Origin of the sequence: Pontibaca salina (assembly GCF_016307205.1) — a bacterium.
Lineage (GTDB): Bacteria > Pseudomonadota > Alphaproteobacteria > Rhodobacterales > Rhodobacteraceae > Pontibaca > Pontibaca salina.
The window spans coordinates 139541-157138 of the sequence record NZ_JAEIJD010000003.1 but is presented as its reverse complement, the minus strand read 5'-3'; the positions used below and the strand labels follow the sequence as shown (position 1 = coordinate 157138).

General features: G+C 57.5%; 19 protein-coding genes. 10 read left to right on the top strand and 9 right to left on the bottom strand.

Annotated elements, in window-relative coordinates; all coding sequences use genetic code 11:
• Positions 1-36: 36 nt before the first annotated feature.
• The 3 genes from JAO82_RS05735 to gpmI are packed head-to-tail and all read right to left on the bottom strand — an operon-like array spanning position 37 to position 4034.
• Positions 37-1377 carry a S41 family peptidase gene (locus tag JAO82_RS05735; RefSeq protein ID WP_198685403.1) on the bottom strand — a complete coding sequence of 447 codons (1341 nt, stop codon included), beginning with the start codon at positions 1375-1377 and terminating at the stop codon, positions 37-39.
• Positions 1378-1383: 6 nt separating this feature from the next.
• Positions 1384-2520 carry a murein hydrolase activator EnvC family protein gene (locus JAO82_RS05730; RefSeq protein ID WP_198685402.1) on the bottom strand — a complete coding sequence of 379 codons (1137 nt, stop codon included), beginning with the start codon at positions 2518-2520 and terminating at the stop codon, positions 1384-1386.
• Entirely contained in the window at positions 2517-4034 is a 1518-nt protein-coding gene (gpmI, locus tag JAO82_RS05725; RefSeq protein ID WP_198685401.1) for a 2,3-bisphosphoglycerate-independent phosphoglycerate mutase, read from the bottom strand. Before gpmI ends, JAO82_RS05730 begins: the two co-directional genes overlap by 4 nt.
• 296 nt (positions 4035-4330) lie before the next feature.
• On the opposite strand from gpmI, the gene JAO82_RS05720 reads away from it, so the two are divergent.
• From JAO82_RS05720 to JAO82_RS05700, 5 genes are all read left to right on the top strand, one after another.
• Positions 4331-5416, top strand: a complete 1086-nt coding sequence (locus tag JAO82_RS05720) for a polyamine ABC transporter substrate-binding protein (RefSeq protein WP_198685400.1) — start codon at positions 4331-4333, stop codon at positions 5414-5416.
• 64 nt (positions 5417-5480) lie between these two features.
• The gene (locus JAO82_RS05715; RefSeq protein WP_198685399.1) at positions 5481-6608 is read left to right on the top strand and encodes an ABC transporter ATP-binding protein; all 1128 of its coding nucleotides are present in this window, start codon (positions 5481-5483) and stop codon (positions 6606-6608) included.
• Positions 6608-7486, top strand: coding sequence for an ABC transporter permease subunit (locus tag JAO82_RS05710; RefSeq protein ID WP_198685398.1), 879 nt, complete (start codon positions 6608-6610; stop codon positions 7484-7486). The genes JAO82_RS05715 and JAO82_RS05710 overlap by 1 nt, the downstream gene beginning before the upstream one ends.
• Complete coding sequence (locus JAO82_RS05705; RefSeq protein WP_198685397.1) at positions 7483-8301, top strand: ABC transporter permease; 819 nt, start codon at positions 7483-7485, stop codon at positions 8299-8301. Before JAO82_RS05710 ends, JAO82_RS05705 begins: the two co-directional genes overlap by 4 nt.
• Positions 8302-8453: 152 nt before the next feature.
• On the top strand, positions 8454-9785 hold the full coding sequence (locus JAO82_RS05700) for a UDP-glucose dehydrogenase family protein (protein ID WP_198685396.1): 1332 nt from the start codon (positions 8454-8456) through the stop codon (positions 9783-9785).
• Between the two features lie 65 nt (positions 9786-9850).
• Here the strand turns inward: JAO82_RS05700 and JAO82_RS05695 are convergent, their stop codons facing one another.
• Both JAO82_RS05695 and JAO82_RS05690 read right to left on the bottom strand, forming a co-directional pair.
• On the bottom strand, positions 9851-10528 hold the full coding sequence (locus JAO82_RS05695) for a flagellar hook capping FlgD N-terminal domain-containing protein (protein WP_198685395.1): 678 nt from the start codon (positions 10526-10528) through the stop codon (positions 9851-9853).
• Between the two features lie 4 nt (positions 10529-10532).
• Positions 10533-11363, bottom strand: coding sequence for a flagellar hook-length control protein FliK (locus JAO82_RS05690; RefSeq protein ID WP_232897257.1), 831 nt, complete (start codon positions 11361-11363; stop codon positions 10533-10535).
• Between the two features lie 252 nt (positions 11364-11615).
• On the opposite strand from JAO82_RS05690, the gene JAO82_RS05685 reads away from it, so the two are divergent.
• The 5 genes from JAO82_RS05685 to flbT all read left to right on the top strand — a co-directional run bounded on the left by JAO82_RS05685 (position 11616) and on the right by flbT (position 14138).
• The gene (locus JAO82_RS05685; protein ID WP_198685393.1) at positions 11616-11891 is read left to right on the top strand and encodes a rod-binding protein; all 276 of its coding nucleotides are present in this window, start codon (positions 11616-11618) and stop codon (positions 11889-11891) included.
• Positions 11888-12247, top strand: coding sequence for a flagellar biosynthesis protein FlgN (locus tag JAO82_RS05680; protein WP_198685392.1), 360 nt, complete (start codon positions 11888-11890; stop codon positions 12245-12247). Before JAO82_RS05685 ends, JAO82_RS05680 begins: the two co-directional genes overlap by 4 nt.
• Positions 12248-12450: 203 nt before the next feature.
• The gene (locus JAO82_RS05675) at positions 12451-13290 is read left to right on the top strand and encodes a flagellin N-terminal helical domain-containing protein (protein WP_198685391.1); all 840 of its coding nucleotides are present in this window, start codon (positions 12451-12453) and stop codon (positions 13288-13290) included.
• Between the two features lie 67 nt (positions 13291-13357).
• On the top strand, positions 13358-13729 hold the full coding sequence (gene flaF / locus JAO82_RS05670; protein WP_198685390.1) for a flagellar biosynthesis regulator FlaF: 372 nt from the start codon (positions 13358-13360) through the stop codon (positions 13727-13729).
• Position 13730: 1 nt separating this feature from the next.
• On the top strand, positions 13731-14138 hold the full coding sequence (flbT, locus tag JAO82_RS05665) for a flagellar biosynthesis repressor FlbT (protein WP_198685389.1): 408 nt from the start codon (positions 13731-13733) through the stop codon (positions 14136-14138).
• Positions 14139-14160: 22 nt separating this feature from the next.
• Here flbT and JAO82_RS05660 read toward each other — a convergent pair whose 3' ends face one another.
• The 4 genes from JAO82_RS05660 to ilvD all read right to left on the bottom strand — a co-directional run bounded on the left by JAO82_RS05660 (position 14161) and on the right by ilvD (position 17569).
• A complete protein-coding gene (locus JAO82_RS05660) occupies positions 14161-14376 on the bottom strand; it encodes a hypothetical protein (protein ID WP_198685388.1) in 216 nt (71 codons plus the stop codon).
• 17 nt (positions 14377-14393) lie between these two features.
• Positions 14394-14924, bottom strand: a complete 531-nt coding sequence (locus JAO82_RS05655) for a hypothetical protein (RefSeq protein WP_332872492.1) — start codon at positions 14922-14924, stop codon at positions 14394-14396.
• A 13-nt stretch (positions 14925-14937) separates the two neighbouring features.
• Positions 14938-15699 (bottom strand): DUF6478 family protein, encoded by a 762-nt coding sequence (locus tag JAO82_RS05650; protein WP_198685387.1) that lies wholly within the window; start codon positions 15697-15699, stop codon positions 14938-14940.
• Positions 15700-15805: 106 nt separating this feature from the next.
• Positions 15806-17569 carry a dihydroxy-acid dehydratase gene (ilvD, locus tag JAO82_RS05645; RefSeq protein WP_198685386.1) on the bottom strand — a complete coding sequence of 588 codons (1764 nt, stop codon included), beginning with the start codon at positions 17567-17569 and terminating at the stop codon, positions 15806-15808.
• Between the last annotated feature and the right edge of the window lie 29 nt (positions 17570-17598).

Sequence of the window (17598 nt, the reverse complement as noted above, 5' to 3'; positions counted from 1 at the left end):
CGGGCGAGGTCATGTCGACCCCGCCCCATCCTTGTGTCACTGATTTGGACCCAGCGCCGAAAGCCCTTTCAGGATGTCGATGGCATAAGCCAGTTGATAATCCTGTTCGCGCCGCTTGGCCGCAGCTTCGGCTTTTTCGCGCTCTTCTTCGATTTGCCGGGTTTCATCTTCGGACAGGCTGTCGTTGTTCAGCCGGCCACGCAGATCGGCCTCCGAACGGATACGTGCGGCCAGTCCATCCTCGTCCTCTTCTTCGGTCTGCGGTCGGCGGCGGGGTTGCTCCACGACAATATCCGGTGACACGCCGAGCGCCTGAATTGAGCGGCCTGAGGGGGTGTAATAACGCGCCGTGGTTAGGCGCATCGCACCGTCGCCGCGCAGCGGCATGACTGTTTGCACCGAGCCTTTGCCGAAACTCTTGGTGCCGACGACAACAGCGCGGCGATGATCCTGCAATGCACCGGCGACGATTTCCGACGCGCTGGCTGAGCCGCCATTGATCAGCACAACGATCGGCTTGCCCTGGGTCAGGTCCCCGGGCGAGGCGTTGAAGCGCTCGCCATCTTCGGGCTGACGACCCCGAGTCGAGACGATTTCGCCTTCGTCAAGAAAGGCATCCGAGACCTGTATCGCCTGTGTCAGCAACCCGCCGGGGTTATTGCGCAGATCCAAAACGAACCCGTTGACATTATCCATGCCGCCCGCAGCTTCGACCTGTTCTTCCAGCAGATCCTTGAGCGACGAGGTGGTTTGATCATTGAATGTGGTCACGCGCAGAACGACGGTGTCGCCCTCGGTCCGGGCGCGCACGGCGGTCAGCTTGATGGTGTCGCGAATGATCGAAACATCAAACGGTTCGGGTTCGCCCTCGCGCACAACAGTGATGACAATTTCCGACCCAACCGGCCCGCGCATCAACTCGACCGCCTTGTCCAGAGTCAGCCCCAGCACGCTTTCGCCATTGACATGGGTGATGAAATCGCCCGCTTCCATCCCGGCCTCGTCCGCCGGGGTACCATCCATGGGCGAGACAACCTTGACGAAACCCTCTTCCTGGGTGACCTCGATGCCCAGCCCGCCGAATTCTCCTTTGGTCTGCACCCGCATGGCTTCGGCATCGTCGGGAGACAGATAGCTGGAATGCGGATCGAGCGAAGTTAGCATACCGTCGATTGCGGCTTCGATTAAATCGGAAGCTTCGACCTCTTCGACATAGGCCGCGCGGATCCGCTCGAAGATGTCGCCGAACAGGTCGAGCTGCTCATAGACGCTGGAGGATTTGGCGTTTTCCTGCGCGAGAAGTGGCCCGGCCACCTGCGTCGTGACGAGAATGCCCGCCAAAGTGCCACCCAAAGCGGCCATCACGAATTTCTTCATGTCTGTCTATCCATCCTTGTCGGTTCGGAACCACGTTTCGGGATCCACTGGGCTGTCGCCCTCTCTGACCTCTATATAGAGCGTTTCTGATCTTTCGGGTCCATTGCCTTCACCGCTTAGTGACAGAAACGCACCGATTTGTGGAGCCTCTCCGCCCATCAATCCTATAGGCGTGCCAGCAGGAACCACCTCGCCCACCTTGCCGAAAACCTCGGCTAGGCCTGAAAGCACGAAAAGCGTATCGGGTTGTGGTTCGAGGATGACCACATTCCCAAGATCCAGAAGCGGGCCAAGATAACGAATCGTCGCGGCGGTGGGCGCGGTGACCAAAGCCCGAGGACGTGTGGCCACAAGGATTCCGTCACGGGCGATGCCGGCCGCGTCCGCCTTGCCAGCGCCATGCAGCACGGCGCCCTGAACGGGCAGGTCAATGCTGCCTTTCTGATCACTTATACTGGCCATCATCCCGGCAATATCGCCTGATGCGATTTCGGAAAGCCCGCTGGCAAAGCCGGCCAGCGTTTCGGTCGAGGCGATCAGAATCGCGGTGCGTACCGGATCCTCGGTAAAGCGGCTCGGCAGGCCGGTTCGGTCGGCAATGGCCATGCTAAGTCCGGCGCGCGCCTGCTGCATGCTGGCCATAGCGTCGTTCAGCGTTCGTACGGCATTTTTCTGCAACAGGCGCAAGGTCTGAACCTCCTCCAGATTTTGGCGCATGGCGGCGGCGCGTGCCTGCAGTTCGGGCGTCACATCCGCCAGCATCATGCCCGACCGCGCACTACCTAGCGCCCCGGTGGGGTGCAGCATCAGCACTGGCGTGGGCGCCGTCTCGATGGTCAGCAGTACGCCCAGAAGCTGTGCCAATTCGCCCTCTTGCGCACTCAGGCGGCGGGTCAGTTCGACCTCGCGGGTGGCGGCCCGGCGCAGACCTTCGCGCATCGCGGCAAGACCGGTTTCATAGGCACGAATCGTATTAGTGTAGGCGCGCACACGATCCCGCGCGCTTTCGGCTTCCTCCAGCGCGACGGTTGCCGCTTCAAGCTGATGCATGGCCGCAAGAGCGGCGCTGGCCGGATCTTCCTGCGCCGCGCGCAGCGGGGTCGACCAGATCAGCAGCAAAAGCAGGGCAAGACGGTGCGTCATTCGATCAGGCTTTGCCCAGTCATTTCCGGCGGTATCGGCAGGCCCATCAATTCAAGCAGGGTCGGCGCCAGATCGGCCAGCCGTCCATTGCGTAGCCGTGCACCTTCCGGCCCCCCCACCAGCACCACGGGCACCGGATTCAACGTATGCGACGTGTGCGGTCCGCCGGTTTCCGGATCGACCATAACCTCGCAATTGCCGTGGTCGGCAGTGACGATCATCGCGCCCCCGGCTTTTTCCAGCGCTGCAATGACCCGGCCAAGTCCTTGGTCCACCGCCTCACACGCCTTGATCGCCGCGTTCAGATCTCCGGTATGCCCGACCATATCTGGGTTGGCGTAATTGGTTACAATGAGATCATATCCGGCCCCGATCGCATGAACAAAGCGATCGGTCACTTCCTCTGCCGACATTTCCGGCTTCTGGTCATAGGTCGCGACTTTGGGCGATTTCGGCATGAAGCGATCTTCGCCGGTTTCCGGCTGCTCTGCGCCACAGTTCAGAAAAAACGTAACATGCGGGTATTTTTCGGTCTCGGCCAACCGGAACTGACGCCGTCCATGCGCCGCCACCCACGGGCCCAGAGCATTGACGACTTTTTCCTTGTGATAAAGGGTCGTCATGTAACTCAAATGCTGCTCGGAATAGTCGACCATGCCCATGAGCGCGGCCAGATTGGGGCGTCGCCCGGTATTGAAAGCGGAAAAATCGGGCTGGCCGAACGCGGCGAGAATCTCGCGCGCCCGGTCTGCGCGGAAATTCAGGCAGAATATACCGTCGCCATCGGTGACGCCGGCGTAATGGTCGATCACGGCGGGAGAAATGAATTCATCGGTCTCGCGCCGAGCATAGGCCGAGTCGATTGCCTGCTGTGCGGTTTCCGCGGCAATACCCCGGCCGCGGATCACCGCATCAAAGGCCAGAGCGACCCGGACCCACCGGTTGTCGCGATCCATTGCATAGTAGCGCCCCAGAACTGTGGCAATCGGCACGTTTTCGGGCAGCAACGCGCTTAACTGCTCAAGATAGGTCAGCGCCGATTTCGGGGCGACATCGCGGCCATCGGTAATCGCGTGCACGACCGCGGGCACACCGGCAGAGGCAATCGCCTTGGCCGCAGCGGCGATATGATTCAGGTGCCCATGCACGCCGCCATCCGACATCAGGCCCATAAGATGTGCAGTGCCGCCGCTGGCTTTCAGTTGGTCGATAAAGTCGAGAAGAGCAGTGTTCTCAAAAAAACTGCGGTCTTCGATCGCGAAATCGATTCGACACAGGTCCATCGTCACCACGCGGCCCGCGCCGATATTGGTATGGCCAACTTCTGAATTTCCCATCTGTCCGACAGGTAAACCGACATCCGGACCATGGGTAATAAGCTGCGCTGCCGGACCGCGTTCCGTAATGGTGTCAAAGTTCGGGGTATTCGCAAGATAGGGCGCGTTCGCGTCTCCCGGCTCGCTCAGGCCCCAGCCATCCAGAATACACAACACAACAGGCTTGGGCACTTTCATGCGTCGGCTCCGGTTCCTATTTCATCTCCTCAAGGTTCTAACCGCTGATGTCCGCAGGGTGAACCGCTATTCTCGAACCGGCAATTCGTAGCTGCCTTTCTGGCTCAAGATCCCGAGCGATGGCCTGCGTGCCGCTAGACAATTTTTGCAACGCATTCATCATTGACCACGGGTGCCCGACATGGCCGCTTGCGTCATGTTCCATCCCGTGAAAATATATCTTTTACGGCCTGGATCAGCGACACTGGATCCACCATTGCGGCCTCCAATAAATCGGAACGTTCAGGGAGAATCCGATGACCCTCAAGTCACTGGCGATGACAGCGGTTCTGGCGCTGGTCTGCGGCGCTGCACATGCTGAACAGGTGCGTGTTTACAACTGGTCAGACTATATCGATGAGGATCTTCTTGCGAAGTTCGAGCAGGAAACCGGCCTCAAATTGATCTATGATGTCTTTGACGGCAACGAGATTCTGGAAACCAAGTTGCTGGCTGGCGGCTCGGGCTATGATGTGGTTGTCCCGTCCTCGACATTCATGCAGCGGCAGATTGCTGCGGGTGCCTTCCAAAAGCTGGATAAGGATCAACTTCCCAATATCGAGCACATGTGGGATCTCATCGAGGAACGGACGCAGCAATACGATCCCGGCAATGCCTATTCGGTCAACTACATGTGGGGTACGACCGGGATCGGGGTGAATATCGACAAGGTCAGGCAGGCCTTGGGCGAAGACGCACCGATCGATTCGCTTGATCTGGTGTTCAAGCCCGAGAATATGGAAAAACTGGCAAATTGCGGCGTGCATTTCTTAGATGCGCCGGACGAGACGGTTCCGCTGGCGCTGGCTTGGCTGGGCGAAGACCCCGCCAGCCAAGATCCCGAAGTAATCGCCAAAATCGAAGACGTGTATGCGGCAGTCCGTCCCTACATCCAGAAGTTCCACTCCAGCGAGTATATCAACGCCTTGGCTAACGGTAATATCTGTGTGGCGATAGGCTGGTCGGGTGACATCCTGCAAGCGCGCGACCGCGCTGAAGAGGCGGGCAAGGGTATCGAGATCATTTATAATGCCCCGAAAGAAGGCGCGCAGATGTGGTTTGATCAGATGGCAATTCCGGCAGATGCTCCAAACCCCCAAGGCGCACATGCATTTCTGAATTTCATGATGGACCCGGAGAACGCCGCAGCGACATCGAATTATGTCTATTATGCCAATGGCAACAAGGCGAGCCAAGAATACCTGAACGAGGATGTGATCGGCGATACGGCGATCTATCCCGACGCGGCAACATTGGCCAATCTTTATACGACTGCGCCTTTAGACGACAAGACTCAGCGTTTCGTGACCCGGCTGTGGACCAAGATCAAGTCGGGGACCTGATACGCCTGAAACTGTGGGCGGGCCTGCTGGCGCGCCCCTGCCGTCGCGCCCTAGGGAGGTCAGGTTGCCGGAAGATGTATTCGCTCCATGGGATGATCCCGAAGAAAAACCGCTGATCCGGTTTCAAAACGTCACCAAAAGTTTCGCCGACTCCATCGTCATCGACGATGTTTCACTGGATATTTATGAGCGTGAGTTCTTGGCCTTGCTGGGCCCGTCAGGCTGCGGCAAGACCACGATGATGCGTATGCTGGCCGGTTTTGAGACCCCGACCTCGGGACGCATCGAGCTTTCGGGCAAGAACATTGTCCCGTTGCCGGCGAATAAACGGGCGGTCAACATGATGTTTCAGTCCTATGCACTGTTTCCGCATCTGACGGTCTGGGACAATATTGCATTTGGCCTGAAACGATCGAAAATGCCCAAGGATAAGATTGCCGCCCGCGTCGAGGAAATGCTGAAATTGACCCGGCTGGGAAAGTTCGCGGGCCGCAAGCCGCACCAGATTTCGGGCGGTCAGCGTCAACGGGTGGCGCTGGCGCGCTCGCTTGCCAAGGCGCCCAAGCTGCTTTTGCTGGACGAACCGCTGGGTGCGCTGGACGCCAAGTTGCGCCAGGAGACGCAATTTGAATTGGTGGATATTCAGGAAACCACCGGCACCACATTCGTCATTGTTACCCATGATCAGGAAGAAGCGATGACCGTCGCTAGCCGTATTGCGGTCATGGACGAGGGCAAGCTGATTCAGGTCGATACCCCCGACCGAATTTATGAATCGCCAAACTCGGTATATGTCGCGGATTTTATCGGAGACGTGAACATTATCGAAGGCCGTGCACGCAAACAGGGCGCTGATCTTTATGGTATTGACTGGGCCGATGGGCAGAGGCTTTTGGCTGTGACGTCCGAGCGCGCTTTCACCGAAGGGCAGCCCTGCCACTTGGCGATCCGGCCCGAAAAAATCACCATCAGCGCGGATAAACCCGTTCACGCGGACAATGCCGTGCAGGGCAAGATTCTGGACATCGCTTATCTGGGCAATCTTTCCACCTATCACGTCGAATTGCCCGGTGGCATGATCATCAAGGCGCAAACTGCCAATACAAGGCGGATGTCTCCGCGCAGTTTCACATGGGAAGACGCGGTTTGGCTGTCCTGGACAGTCACGGCGGGCATCTTGCTGGCAGAATGATGCGCCGGGCTGTCCTGATCGCCGTTCCCTATTTCTGGCTCATGGCACTGTTTCTGGTGCCTTTCATCATTGTTTTCAAAGTTTCTCTTTCCGATACGGCGCTGGCGATTCCACCCTATGTTCCGACGCTGGAGTGGCGTGATTTCCGCACCTTCCTGTCGCAGCTCGATTTCGAGAATTACATCTGGCTGACGCAAGACGATCTGTATTGGAAGGCGTATCTCAGCAGCCTGAAAATCGCATTCCTGTCCACTCTGATGACGCTGGCGATCGGCTATCCGGTGGCCTATGCGATGGCGTGTTGCCCCGAAAAATGGCGTTCGACATTAATGATGCTGGTGATTCTGCCATTCTGGACCAGCTTTCTGATCCGGGTCTACGCTTGGATGGGCATTCTGAGCAATGAGGGGTTTCTGAACCAGTTTCTGCTGTGGGCGGGTATCATTTCCACACCGCTGACCATTTTGAACACCAACACCGCAGTCTATATCGGCATCGTCTATACCTATCTGCCGTTCATGATCCTGCCGATCTATGCCACGCTTGACCGGATGGATGCGTCGCTGCTTGAAGCTGCTGAAGATTTGGGGTGTTCGCGAATTGGCGCCTTCTGGCTGGTCACGGTGCCATTATCGCGTAACGGGATCATCGCCGGCTGTTTCCTTGTCTTCATTCCCGCGCTGGGCGAGTTTGTGATTCCCTCGCTTCTGGGGGGGTCGCGCACGCTGATGATCGGCAAAGTACTGTGGGAGGAGTTCTTTAACAATCGCGATTGGCCTGTTGCGTCGGCGGTTGCAGTGGTTCTGCTGCTCATCCTGATTATCCCCATAATGCTGTTCCAGCGTAACCAGCAGAATCAAGCCGAGGCTGGACGATGATGCGGCTGAGCTGGTTCAACGTCATCTCGCTTACGCTGGGCTTTGCATTTCTATACCTGCCGATCCTGATCCTGGTGGTCTTCAGTTTCAATGAAAGCAAACTGGTCACGGTCTGGGCTGGTTTCTCGACTCGATGGTATGGTGAACTGCTGCAGAATCAGGCGTTTTTAAACGCGGCCTGGGTCACGCTGAAAGTGGCAGTATTCTCGTCGACGCTGGCCACGATCTTGGGCACGATGGCCGCCTATGTCCTTGTGCGGGCGGGGCGTTTTCCGGGTCGAACACTGTTTTCCGGGATGGTCTATGCGCCGCTGGTCATGCCCGAGGTAATCACCGGCCTGTCCCTTTTGCTGTTTTTTATCGGTATCGGGCTGGATCGCGGCATCCTGACGATCGTGCTGGCGCATACGACCTTTTCGATGTGTTTTGTCTCGGTTGTTGTCTCGTCGCGGCTTGTGACCTTTGATCGCTCGCTCGAAGAGGCTGCGCTTGATCTTGGCTGTTCACCATTCGACGCTTTTCGTCTGGTCACTTTGCCGAACATCGCGCCGGCAGTTTTCGCGGGGTGGTTATTGGCCTTCACCTTGTCGCTTGACGATTTGGTGATTGCATCCTTTACCACCGGTCCTTCCTCGACCACTTTGCCGATCAAGATCTTTTCGGCGGTGCGTCTGGGGGTCAGTCCGGAAATCAATGCATTGTCCACTATCCTGATTGCGATTGTAACGGTCGGTATCATCACCGCGTCACTGCTGACCAAGCGCAATGCGCTGGGCCGAGGATACGACAAAAAGACTGTCCGGCGAGGTCAATGATGCAGGAACTGCGCAGCAGGATCTGGGTTAGGGCGCGCATTGCAGACTTTGTCTGGCGCCGGTGCAGGGTGATCTTTAAGAAGACACAGTAGAACGGATGGAACTGGCAGGCTGACGTCGTTTTCCTGCGGGTATTTTGAAAGGTATACCGAATGAAAATTGCGATGATCGGCACGGGATATGTCGGGCTGGTATCCGGCGTTTGCTTTTCCGACTTCGGGCATGAGGTCGTGTGCGTAGACCGGAATCCAGCGAAAATTGATATGCTGCGCCGTGGCGAAGTTCCGATTTACGAACCGGGGCTTGATGATCTGATCGTCAGGAATACCGAGGCCGGTCGGCTGACGTTTTCCGGGGATCTTGCCGCCGCAGTGGCGGGTGCGGAAGCCGTGTTTATCGCGGTCGGCACGCCCACGCGGCGTGGCGACGGGCATGCGGATCTGACCTATGTCATGGCCGCCGCCGAGGAAGTCGCCAATGCGATGACCGACTATACGGTTGTCATCACCAAATCGACCGTTCCGGTCGGGACCAATCGTCAGGTCAAGCACGTTATTGAGAACGCCAATCCGAATGTCGAATTCGATGTGGCCTCAAACCCGGAATTCCTGCGCGAAGGCGCAGCGATCGATGACTTCATGCGCCCCGACCGCGTTGTTGTCGGTGTCGAGACCGAGCGCGCGGCCCAGATTCTGGAAGAAATATATCGCCCGCTCTATCTGCGCGACTTTCCGATTATGACCACCGATCTCGAAACCGCGGAAATGATCAAATACGCGTCCAACGCTTTTCTTGCGACCAAGATCACCTTCGTCAATGAGATTGCCGCGCTGTGCGAACGCACCGGCGCTGATGTGAAGCGGGTCAGTCAGGGGATGGGGCTGGACGGACGTATCGGAAACAAATTCCTGCACGCTGGGCCCGGATATGGCGGCTCGTGCTTTCCCAAGGATACCCGCGCGCTGGCCCGTATCGGGCAGGAACATGGGCTGCCGATGCAAATTACGGAAACCGTCATCAAGGTGAACGATGAAATCCGCCGCCGTATGAGCGAAAAGATTGTCGATATGCTGGATGGTACCGTGGCGGGCAAAACGATCACTGTTCTCGGCGTCACCTTCAAACCCGATACCGATGATATGCGCGAAGCTCCGGCCCTGACCGTCATCCCGGCGTTGATCGGGGCCGGCGCGAAAATACGCGTGGTGGATCCTCAGGGTCAGCGCGAAGGTGCGGCTCTTTTGCCGGGCGTGGACTGGCTCGACGATGTTTACGAGGCGGTCGATAATGCGGATGCTGTGGTCATTTTGACCGAGTGGAACGAATTTCGCGCGCTTGATCTTGAGCGTCTGGCAGCGCGGATGCGCAATCCTGCGATGGCGGATCTGAGGAACGTCTATTCGGTCAGCGATACCGCCCGTGCAGGGTTTTATCGCTACGTCTCCATCGGGCGCAGAGATTTGATGCCGCAGTCGGATGAATGATGGTTGTTTGATGATGTGATCTTTCTGCGGGCGTCGGGGATGATGCAATCGGCCAAAGGATGTGATCAACCCCGTCGCAATGCCGTCACGGCAGAAGACGGCACGATTTGGCCGCCCTCAAGTATCAGAATGATCTCGTTTTCATGGACCTGTGTCTCGATGATCTTTCCGTAGATTTCAACAGGTTCGGTAAGGATCAGTTCACCGGCCCGGTAGCTTTCGAGGGAAAAATTATATAGCCCGGATGGTAATGGCGCACCGTTCTCGTCCATCCCGGCCCATTCTATCGGCTCGGCAGATATCGGCAGGGTCAGCCGCTGGATCTCGACATCTTTGGAATCGGCAACAACAAGCGTCATCCTGTCGGCCAAGGCGGCAGGGCTGGGGAAAAGGGTGATCGGATTGCCGTTGAACTGCATGGCACTGGCGCTGCGCACTTCCAATCCGATCCAACCCGCCAGCGAGGCCATTTTCGATGTCGCGATCTGACTGACCAGCGCGGCCAGCGTGTTGTTCGTCTGAACCTGTTGCTCGACCATGGAGAATTGCGCCAGCTGCGCGGCATATGCCGATGAATCCATTGGGTCCATCGGATCCTGATAGCGGGCCTGCGCCGTCAGCATCTTCAGAAAGGTTTCGAAATCCGACGCCAATACGGCGGGAGCGCTGGTTTCAATGGCGGGTGCTGCACGGTTATGGCCGACCGAATCGAACAAAGGAGAGTTGGGGTTGGGTGAAATCATTGTCCTATAATCTCAGATCAAGGCCATCTGTCATCGGACGGTTGAAAATAACGGCAGATTGCGCCCTGTCCGCAGGAAGAGCAGAGTTATGCGGGTGTTGTCGCTTAGGGTTTTCCCTGTCCCGCCCCTCCGGTGAGTTGCCACCAAAGCTGAACCCGAAATCGCTATACCCCAAGCGATGCAACTCGGCGGCCAACTGATCGATATGGCGGCGCATCAAATCAAGGGTTTCAGGACGATCCGCCATAATTGCCAGAGTCATTCCGTGTTCGGTGCGCGACAAGGCCAGACGGACGCGCCCGAGTTCCTCCGGGTTGAGAGAAATCTCAACCCGCTTGTCAGGCTGGCGCATCAGCATTTCGATAGCCTCTGCGGTCTGCCTGACCGGCTGCGCCACTGTCAGTGCGTTCAATGTCGAGGGCTCCGCTACAGCCTCCCCCCGGAGTGGGAGTGTCGCAAAAACAGGGTTGGATTGCGCAAATTCCGGTATTTCGGCTTTTCGTAAGACGGACGGTATGACGTGCCCGACCAGGCTGTTTTCTGCGCCTTCTCGGTTTTTCACGCCAATGAGCGATGTCGCCGGGTTCTCCGCAGGCAGCATGTCAGCGATATTTCCCAAAGCAACTCTCTGATCGGCTTCAGGCGCAATACCGTCGCCGCTAAGGCCGAACTGTGCAATACGCTTTAGGTCCGCCATCTGTAACCCATGCGACTGATTCATCCACGCCCCGGCGGGCGACTTATCCGCGCAAACCAACGAGGAGTCTTCTTCGCTGTCCTCCGAGCTTTCGGCGGTGATGTGGTCTTCTGTTCCGGCCTGTTCGTCACCGTGCAAATCGGTGGCTGGCGAATCGCCCTCGCCTATAGTGTCGAGAAATGTGTCAAAATCATGCGGCGCCCCGGTTCGGGACCCGTCGCTTTCCTTTGCGGTCGCCGCCGCTGCGCCGCTGTTAAGGGCGCTGGTCGAAACTATCAGCATAGCGCATCCTTCTCCATCAACGTGACCCAACTATGGCCGCAACCAGTTACCGAATTTTTAACCCGAGCGCCCGATCCTTGGAATTATCGACGCAATTGGAGTCAATTCATGGATATTCCCGCTCCAGCACCTAACGGCGTTCAGCTTCATGCGCCCGGCGTCGCCGCGCTGCGCGAAGCTGCAGTGGGTCTTGAAACCGCTTTTCTCGCTGAGATGCTGAAATCTGCCGGTTTGGGGCAACACCGCGAATCGCTAGGCGGAGGCCCCGGTGAGGGGCAGTTTCACTCATTCCTTGTGCGGGCGCAGGCCGAACAGATCGCGCGCAGCGGTGGCATCGGACTGGCCGAAATCCTTTTCCAATCCCTAATGGAGGCTCGGAAATGACCAAAGAATCATTCGACACGCTGATTGAAAAGCTTAGTTTATTGCTTGACCATGAACACGCTGCGCTGCTGGCCGGAGGGTTGGGTCAACTCGATTCGATCCTGCAGCAGAAAACCGCACTAGTCGACGCGCTGGGCACATTTGGAGATTCGGAGCGCCATAGGCTCGCGCCGGTAAAGCAAAAGGCCGAGCGCAATCAGGTTCTGTTTGACAGCGCCATGGAGGGCGTCCGCGCGGTCGCGAAACGCATGGCGATTCTGCGTAGTGTCCGGACCGGATTGGCGACTTATGACAGGAGTGGTCGCCGCGCCGATTACTCAGCGGGCAAACAGTCCAGTATTGAAACACGGGTCTGACAAGAATTGATTTAAATTAAGGCTAAGCGCTTGTTAGGTTTAACATTTCCTTAGCATTAAGAGCGCATTGTCGAATAGCACCTTAACGAAAAGGTGGCGCGACGCCGATCGGCCTACGCAGACGTCAGAATGACATTTTTCTCCGTCCATTGGGGGCGGAATCGAATCGGGCAGAAACTGCCCAAGTTCTGAAGGAATGAGTAATGTCCAGTATTCTGACAAACAACGGCGCTATGGTTGCGTTGCAGACCCTGAAAGCCATCAATAATGATTTAACCAAAACTCAGAACGCCATTTCGACGGGCAAAGATATTGCAGCGGCCAAGGACAACTCGGCCATCTGGGCGATTACCAAGGTAATGGAAACGGATGTTTCTGGCTTCAGGGCCATATCCAACTCCCTGTCCCTTGGTGAATCGACCGTTGCCGTAGCCTCGGCCGGAGCCGAGCAAGTCGTTAATATCCTCAACGACATGAAGGAGCGGATTGTCGCAGCGACGGGCGAGAACGTCGACCATAGCAAGTTGTCAGCCGAAGTCGCTGCAATGAATGACCAAATCACCGCGATCATCAATGGGTCGCAATTTAACGGTGCAAATCTGCTCCGTACCGATGTGGATGGAAACGGTGCAGCCTCGCTCAACGTGACAGCTTCACTTGATCGCTCGGGCGGTACTGTGACCAGAACTCAGATCAGCGTTACTTCGGCTGATTTTGAAGCGGCGCTTGCGGCTCGCACCGGCATCGCTGTCGATACCACTGCAAATGCCACAACTGCGCTTGACACGATCGAGACGCTTATTCAAGCGGCGGTAGACGGGGCCGCGGGTCTTGGTGCCTCTGGCAAGCGAATTTCCGACCAGAACAACTTCGTCGGAAAGGTCATGGATGCGATGGCATCCGGTATTGGCGCGCTTGTGGATACCGATATGGAGGCAGCTTCGGCTCGTCTTCAGGCACTGCAGACACAGCAGCAGCTGGGTATTCAGGCGCTTTCCATAGCCAATCAGGCACCGCAGACCATCCTGTCGTTGTTCCGCTAATACTCGAGGGTGGGGCGGTCTGCGCCGCCTCCTCCCTGCTCCATTCCCCAATATATGAGGACATAGCATGAACGCCATCTCTCAGGCCCAGCGCGCCTACTCAGCAGCGGCTGCTCCGACACGCACGCCCCGAGGAATCGAATATGAGGCCGTTGCTCGCATTACCAAAAATCTGAAAACGGCAGCTGATAAAGGCCGCGATGGATTTGTGGAGTTGGCCCATGCACTGCATGAAAACCGCCAGCTGTGGGACATCTTTATTATTGATATCGCCGACCCGACTAATCGCTTGCCAAAGGAGCTGAAGGCGCGCTTGTTTTACCTTGCCGAGTTTGTCCACCACCATACCAGTAAGGTGTTATCCCGAGACGACGATGTCTCGCCGTTGCTAGATATCAATACCTCTATCATGGCGGGTCTACGTGGCGAGGTGATATGAGATGGGCGGGCTGGTTCTGACACTGGCGCCGAAAGAGCGCGTATTGGTGAACGGTGCGGTTATCGAAAATGGCGATCGCCGAAGCCGTATGTCGATCAGGACACCGGGCACCAAAATCCTGCGCTTGCGCGACGCGATTCATCCGAACGATGCCAATACCCCGGTGCGACGTGCTTGCTTTGCGGTGCAACTCGTGTTGTCCGGTGACCGCGATCCGCACCGCACTCACCTCGCGCTATTGCGCCAGATCGAAGAGCTGAGCCAAGTATTCACCGACCGCGACAGTCGCGCAACGTTGGCCGAGGCCACGGAGGCCTTGATCGCGGATCACCATTACGGTTGCCTTCGTGCGCTGCGCAGATTGTTACCCCGCGAAAGCCGTCTTTTTGCAGCGATGCCTAAATCATGAGCTTTCAGCCCGTCATCCTAGGTCAAGGTCCGGCAGGCGGGAAATTCTCCAGCACACCGATGCAGCGCAATTCAAGACCGCCATAGGTTTGCCCAAGCCATTCGGTCAGATTGATATCGACGAGGAATTGGAAACGATTAAAGAAAAGATCACTAGAAATCTGCTCTTGCATCAGTTGAACAATTTTCAGGCGCTGCCGCGCGTGAGCGTATGACAACGCCCAGTCTGGCCCAGTCACGGACTAATTCTATGCGGTCAGCCTTTTCTCCGAATGCCACTTCTCTTTTTTTGTTGCGTGGGCTCTGACACTTCGACTTTTGTGGCTTCAAGCCTTGTCGTCTGATCGGTTGGTTCCGCCACTTGGGCGTCGCACGCGAATATTTGACGCTTAACCGGCGAGTTGCCGGGCCCGGTTTTTGAGTCCAGATAGAGCCGCCGGAAGGCGCGTTTCAGCATATCCAGTTCAGCACGCAACAGCTCGACCTCGGCACGAAGATCATCGGTTTCTGCTTCGCCCGCAATCAGGCTGAAATTGCCAAGCTGTGCGTGGCTTTGTCCGTCAGAAATAACAATTGTATGTACGCCGTCCGCAACTGCGTGGGTCGGCACGGAGATAAAAATATCCCAGAGGCCTGGATCATTGCTTTTCTGCAGGGTCACACCGGTAACAGGCTGATCCCGATAGGTTACAAGAACATTCGGCTTTTCGGCGTGACAGGCGCCAGAAATACGCCCTTCCCAGATACGGTTGCGCATGCGTAGCTTGGTCAGTTTCAGTTTGGTCATGTCATTAACCCGGTCAAATCTTGGCGCGTGGATGGCGAGCAAATGTCAGATCGCGAATGATGATCTGATTCATCTCGGGTGCGTCAAAGATTATGTCCAGCCACAATTTCTCAACCCGGTTTTCGTTCAGGCGCAGAGCAAAAAGGTCGAACTCCACACATATATGCGGCTCGCCTATCGGCAATTCCCGGACGACTTGTGCTGAGTTGGGGCCATGGTCGATGTTGAGGCGGAAAAAAACTTTGACAGGCTGTTCAAGCTGGATAGTTGCATCAACCCTTATCAATTGAGTTTTGACCAGGCCGTTCGCAGCGTCTGGCGGCAGATCGATAACCAGCGACAGATACGAACCGTCAAAGCTAAACACATCCAAGCGCAACCCATACGGCGCAAGATCCGTCGCATGGCTATTTCTCATCTGTCGCAGGCTGAGCTCCGAGAGCGGGCAATCGTGAAATAGGGTCAGTTCGGAGCCCAGCATTGTCTTAGAGTCCATCGAAGCCAAGCCCGCGATTGGGAGCGGACCCCGCCAGATCGCTGGCCGCCATGACCAGTCAGTGCCATGCGGGCGCGGGAAATGCGAACTGCCGATCTGTGGCAGCGCCAGACGTCCATCCGCCACATGGATCAACCGGTTCAATTGCGCACGCAATTGATGGGCTTTGTTGCGCTGGCGACGCAGGTCGCCGAGGGACGATTCGTGTGCAGAACCCGCGGCGCGGGACCAGCAGCGCAGGGCGCCCCTGTGAAGGAGTCGATCCAGTATCCTACTCATGTCAGGTCCGGCGCGGTCGGTGCGGTTATAAAGTCAACGTTGCCCATCTTCTGTGGCTCAAGGCCGAAAAGCAACCGGGGTCGTGCTGCGCGGCCCCGGTCGTTTGTCAAAGGTCCATATAGATGTGTTTTTCGACTTCGGCACCGGGATGGGTCACGGCCCCTTTATAGGTCGCTCCCACCAGTTGCGCGTATTTCCACAAGGCGCCGCTGGCATAGATCGTGTCGCGCGGACCTGTCCAATCGGCTTTGCGCTTTGCCAGTTCTTCATCGGACAGATCGACGCTGAGCTGGCCTTTGATGGCGTCGATGGTGATCAAGTCGCCGTTCCTGAGCAACGCGATTGGTCCGCCAGCGGCCGCCTCGGGGCCGACATGGCCAACGCAGAAACCCCGCGTCGCACCAGAGAAGCGACCATCGGTGATCAGCGCGACCTTCTTGCCCATGCCTTGGCCCGACAGCGCAGCGGTGGTGGCCAGCATCTCGCGCATGCCGGGGCCGCCTGCGGGGCCTTCGTTGCGGATGACGATGACTTCACCCTCTTCATAATTGCGCTGTTTGACCGCCTCGAAAGCGTCCTCTTCGCTCTCGAACACACGGGCGGGGCCGGTGAACACGATGTCCTCTTCGGCCATGCCAGCGATTTTGACGATGGCACCCTCGGGGGCGACGTTGCCCTTCAGCCCGACAACCCCGCCGGTTTTCGAAATCGGCTTGTCCACTGGATAAATCACGCGACCATCGGCTTCGCGGGTGATCAGGTCCAGTTCCTCGCCCATAGTCTTGCCCGACGCGGTCATGCAATCCTCGTGGATCAGGCCGGCGCGGCGCAGTTCTTTCAGAACGACGGGAACCCCGCCAACCTCATAAAGATCCTTCGCCACATATTGCCCGCCGGGCTTGAGATCGACGAAATAAGGCGTGTCGCGGAAGATTTCGCACACATCATCCAGATAGAATTCGATCCCGGCTTCATGGGCGATGGCCGGCAGGTGCAGGCCGGCATTGGTCGAACCGCCGGTGCAGGCCACGACGCGCGCGGCGTTTTCCAGCGATTTGCGTGTAACGACATCGCGCGCGCGGATATTCTTCTCCAGCAGGTCCATCACGGCGCGGCCCGAGGCTTCGCCATATTGGTCGCGGCTTTCATAAGGGGCCGGTGCGCCGGAACTGTTCATCAGCGCCAACCCGATTGCCTCTGAAACACAGGCCATGGTGTTGGCGGTGAACTGGCCACCGCAGGCACCGGAACTGGGGCAGGCGACGCGTTCCAGCACGTCCAGCGCGGCCTCGGACATGGTGCCACTTTGCTGGCGTCCGACGGCCTCGAACATGTCTTGAACGGTCAGGTCGCGCGCTGCAAAATCCTCGGGGATGCCGGGCACGTCGGGCGCCCGCCCCGGCAGGATCGAGCCGCCATAGATGAATACCGACGGTACGTTGAGCCGCACCATCGCCATCATCATGCCGGGCAGCGATTTGTCGCAGCCTGCAAGGCCCACCAGCGCGTCATAGCAGTGTCCGCGCATGGTCAGTTCGACCGTGTCGGCGATTCCTTCGCGGCTGGCAAGGCTCGAGCGCATGCCTTCGTGGCCCATGGCAATGCCGTCGGTCACGGTAATGGTGGTGAATTCGCGCGGCGTGCCGGACCCTTGTTTCACACCCATCTTGACTGCCTGCGCCTGACGGTTCAGCGCAATATTGCACGGCGCGGCCTCGTTCCAGCAGGTGGCGACGCCGACAAAGGGCTGGTGAATTTCTTCCTCGCTTATGCCCATGGCATAGTAATACGAGCGATGCGGCGCGCGGGCCGGACCTTCGGTCACGTGGCGGCTGGGCAGTTTGCTTTTATCGAATTCCCGCTTGAGCATGGCGGCTCTCCTCATGTTCCGTTGGCCTT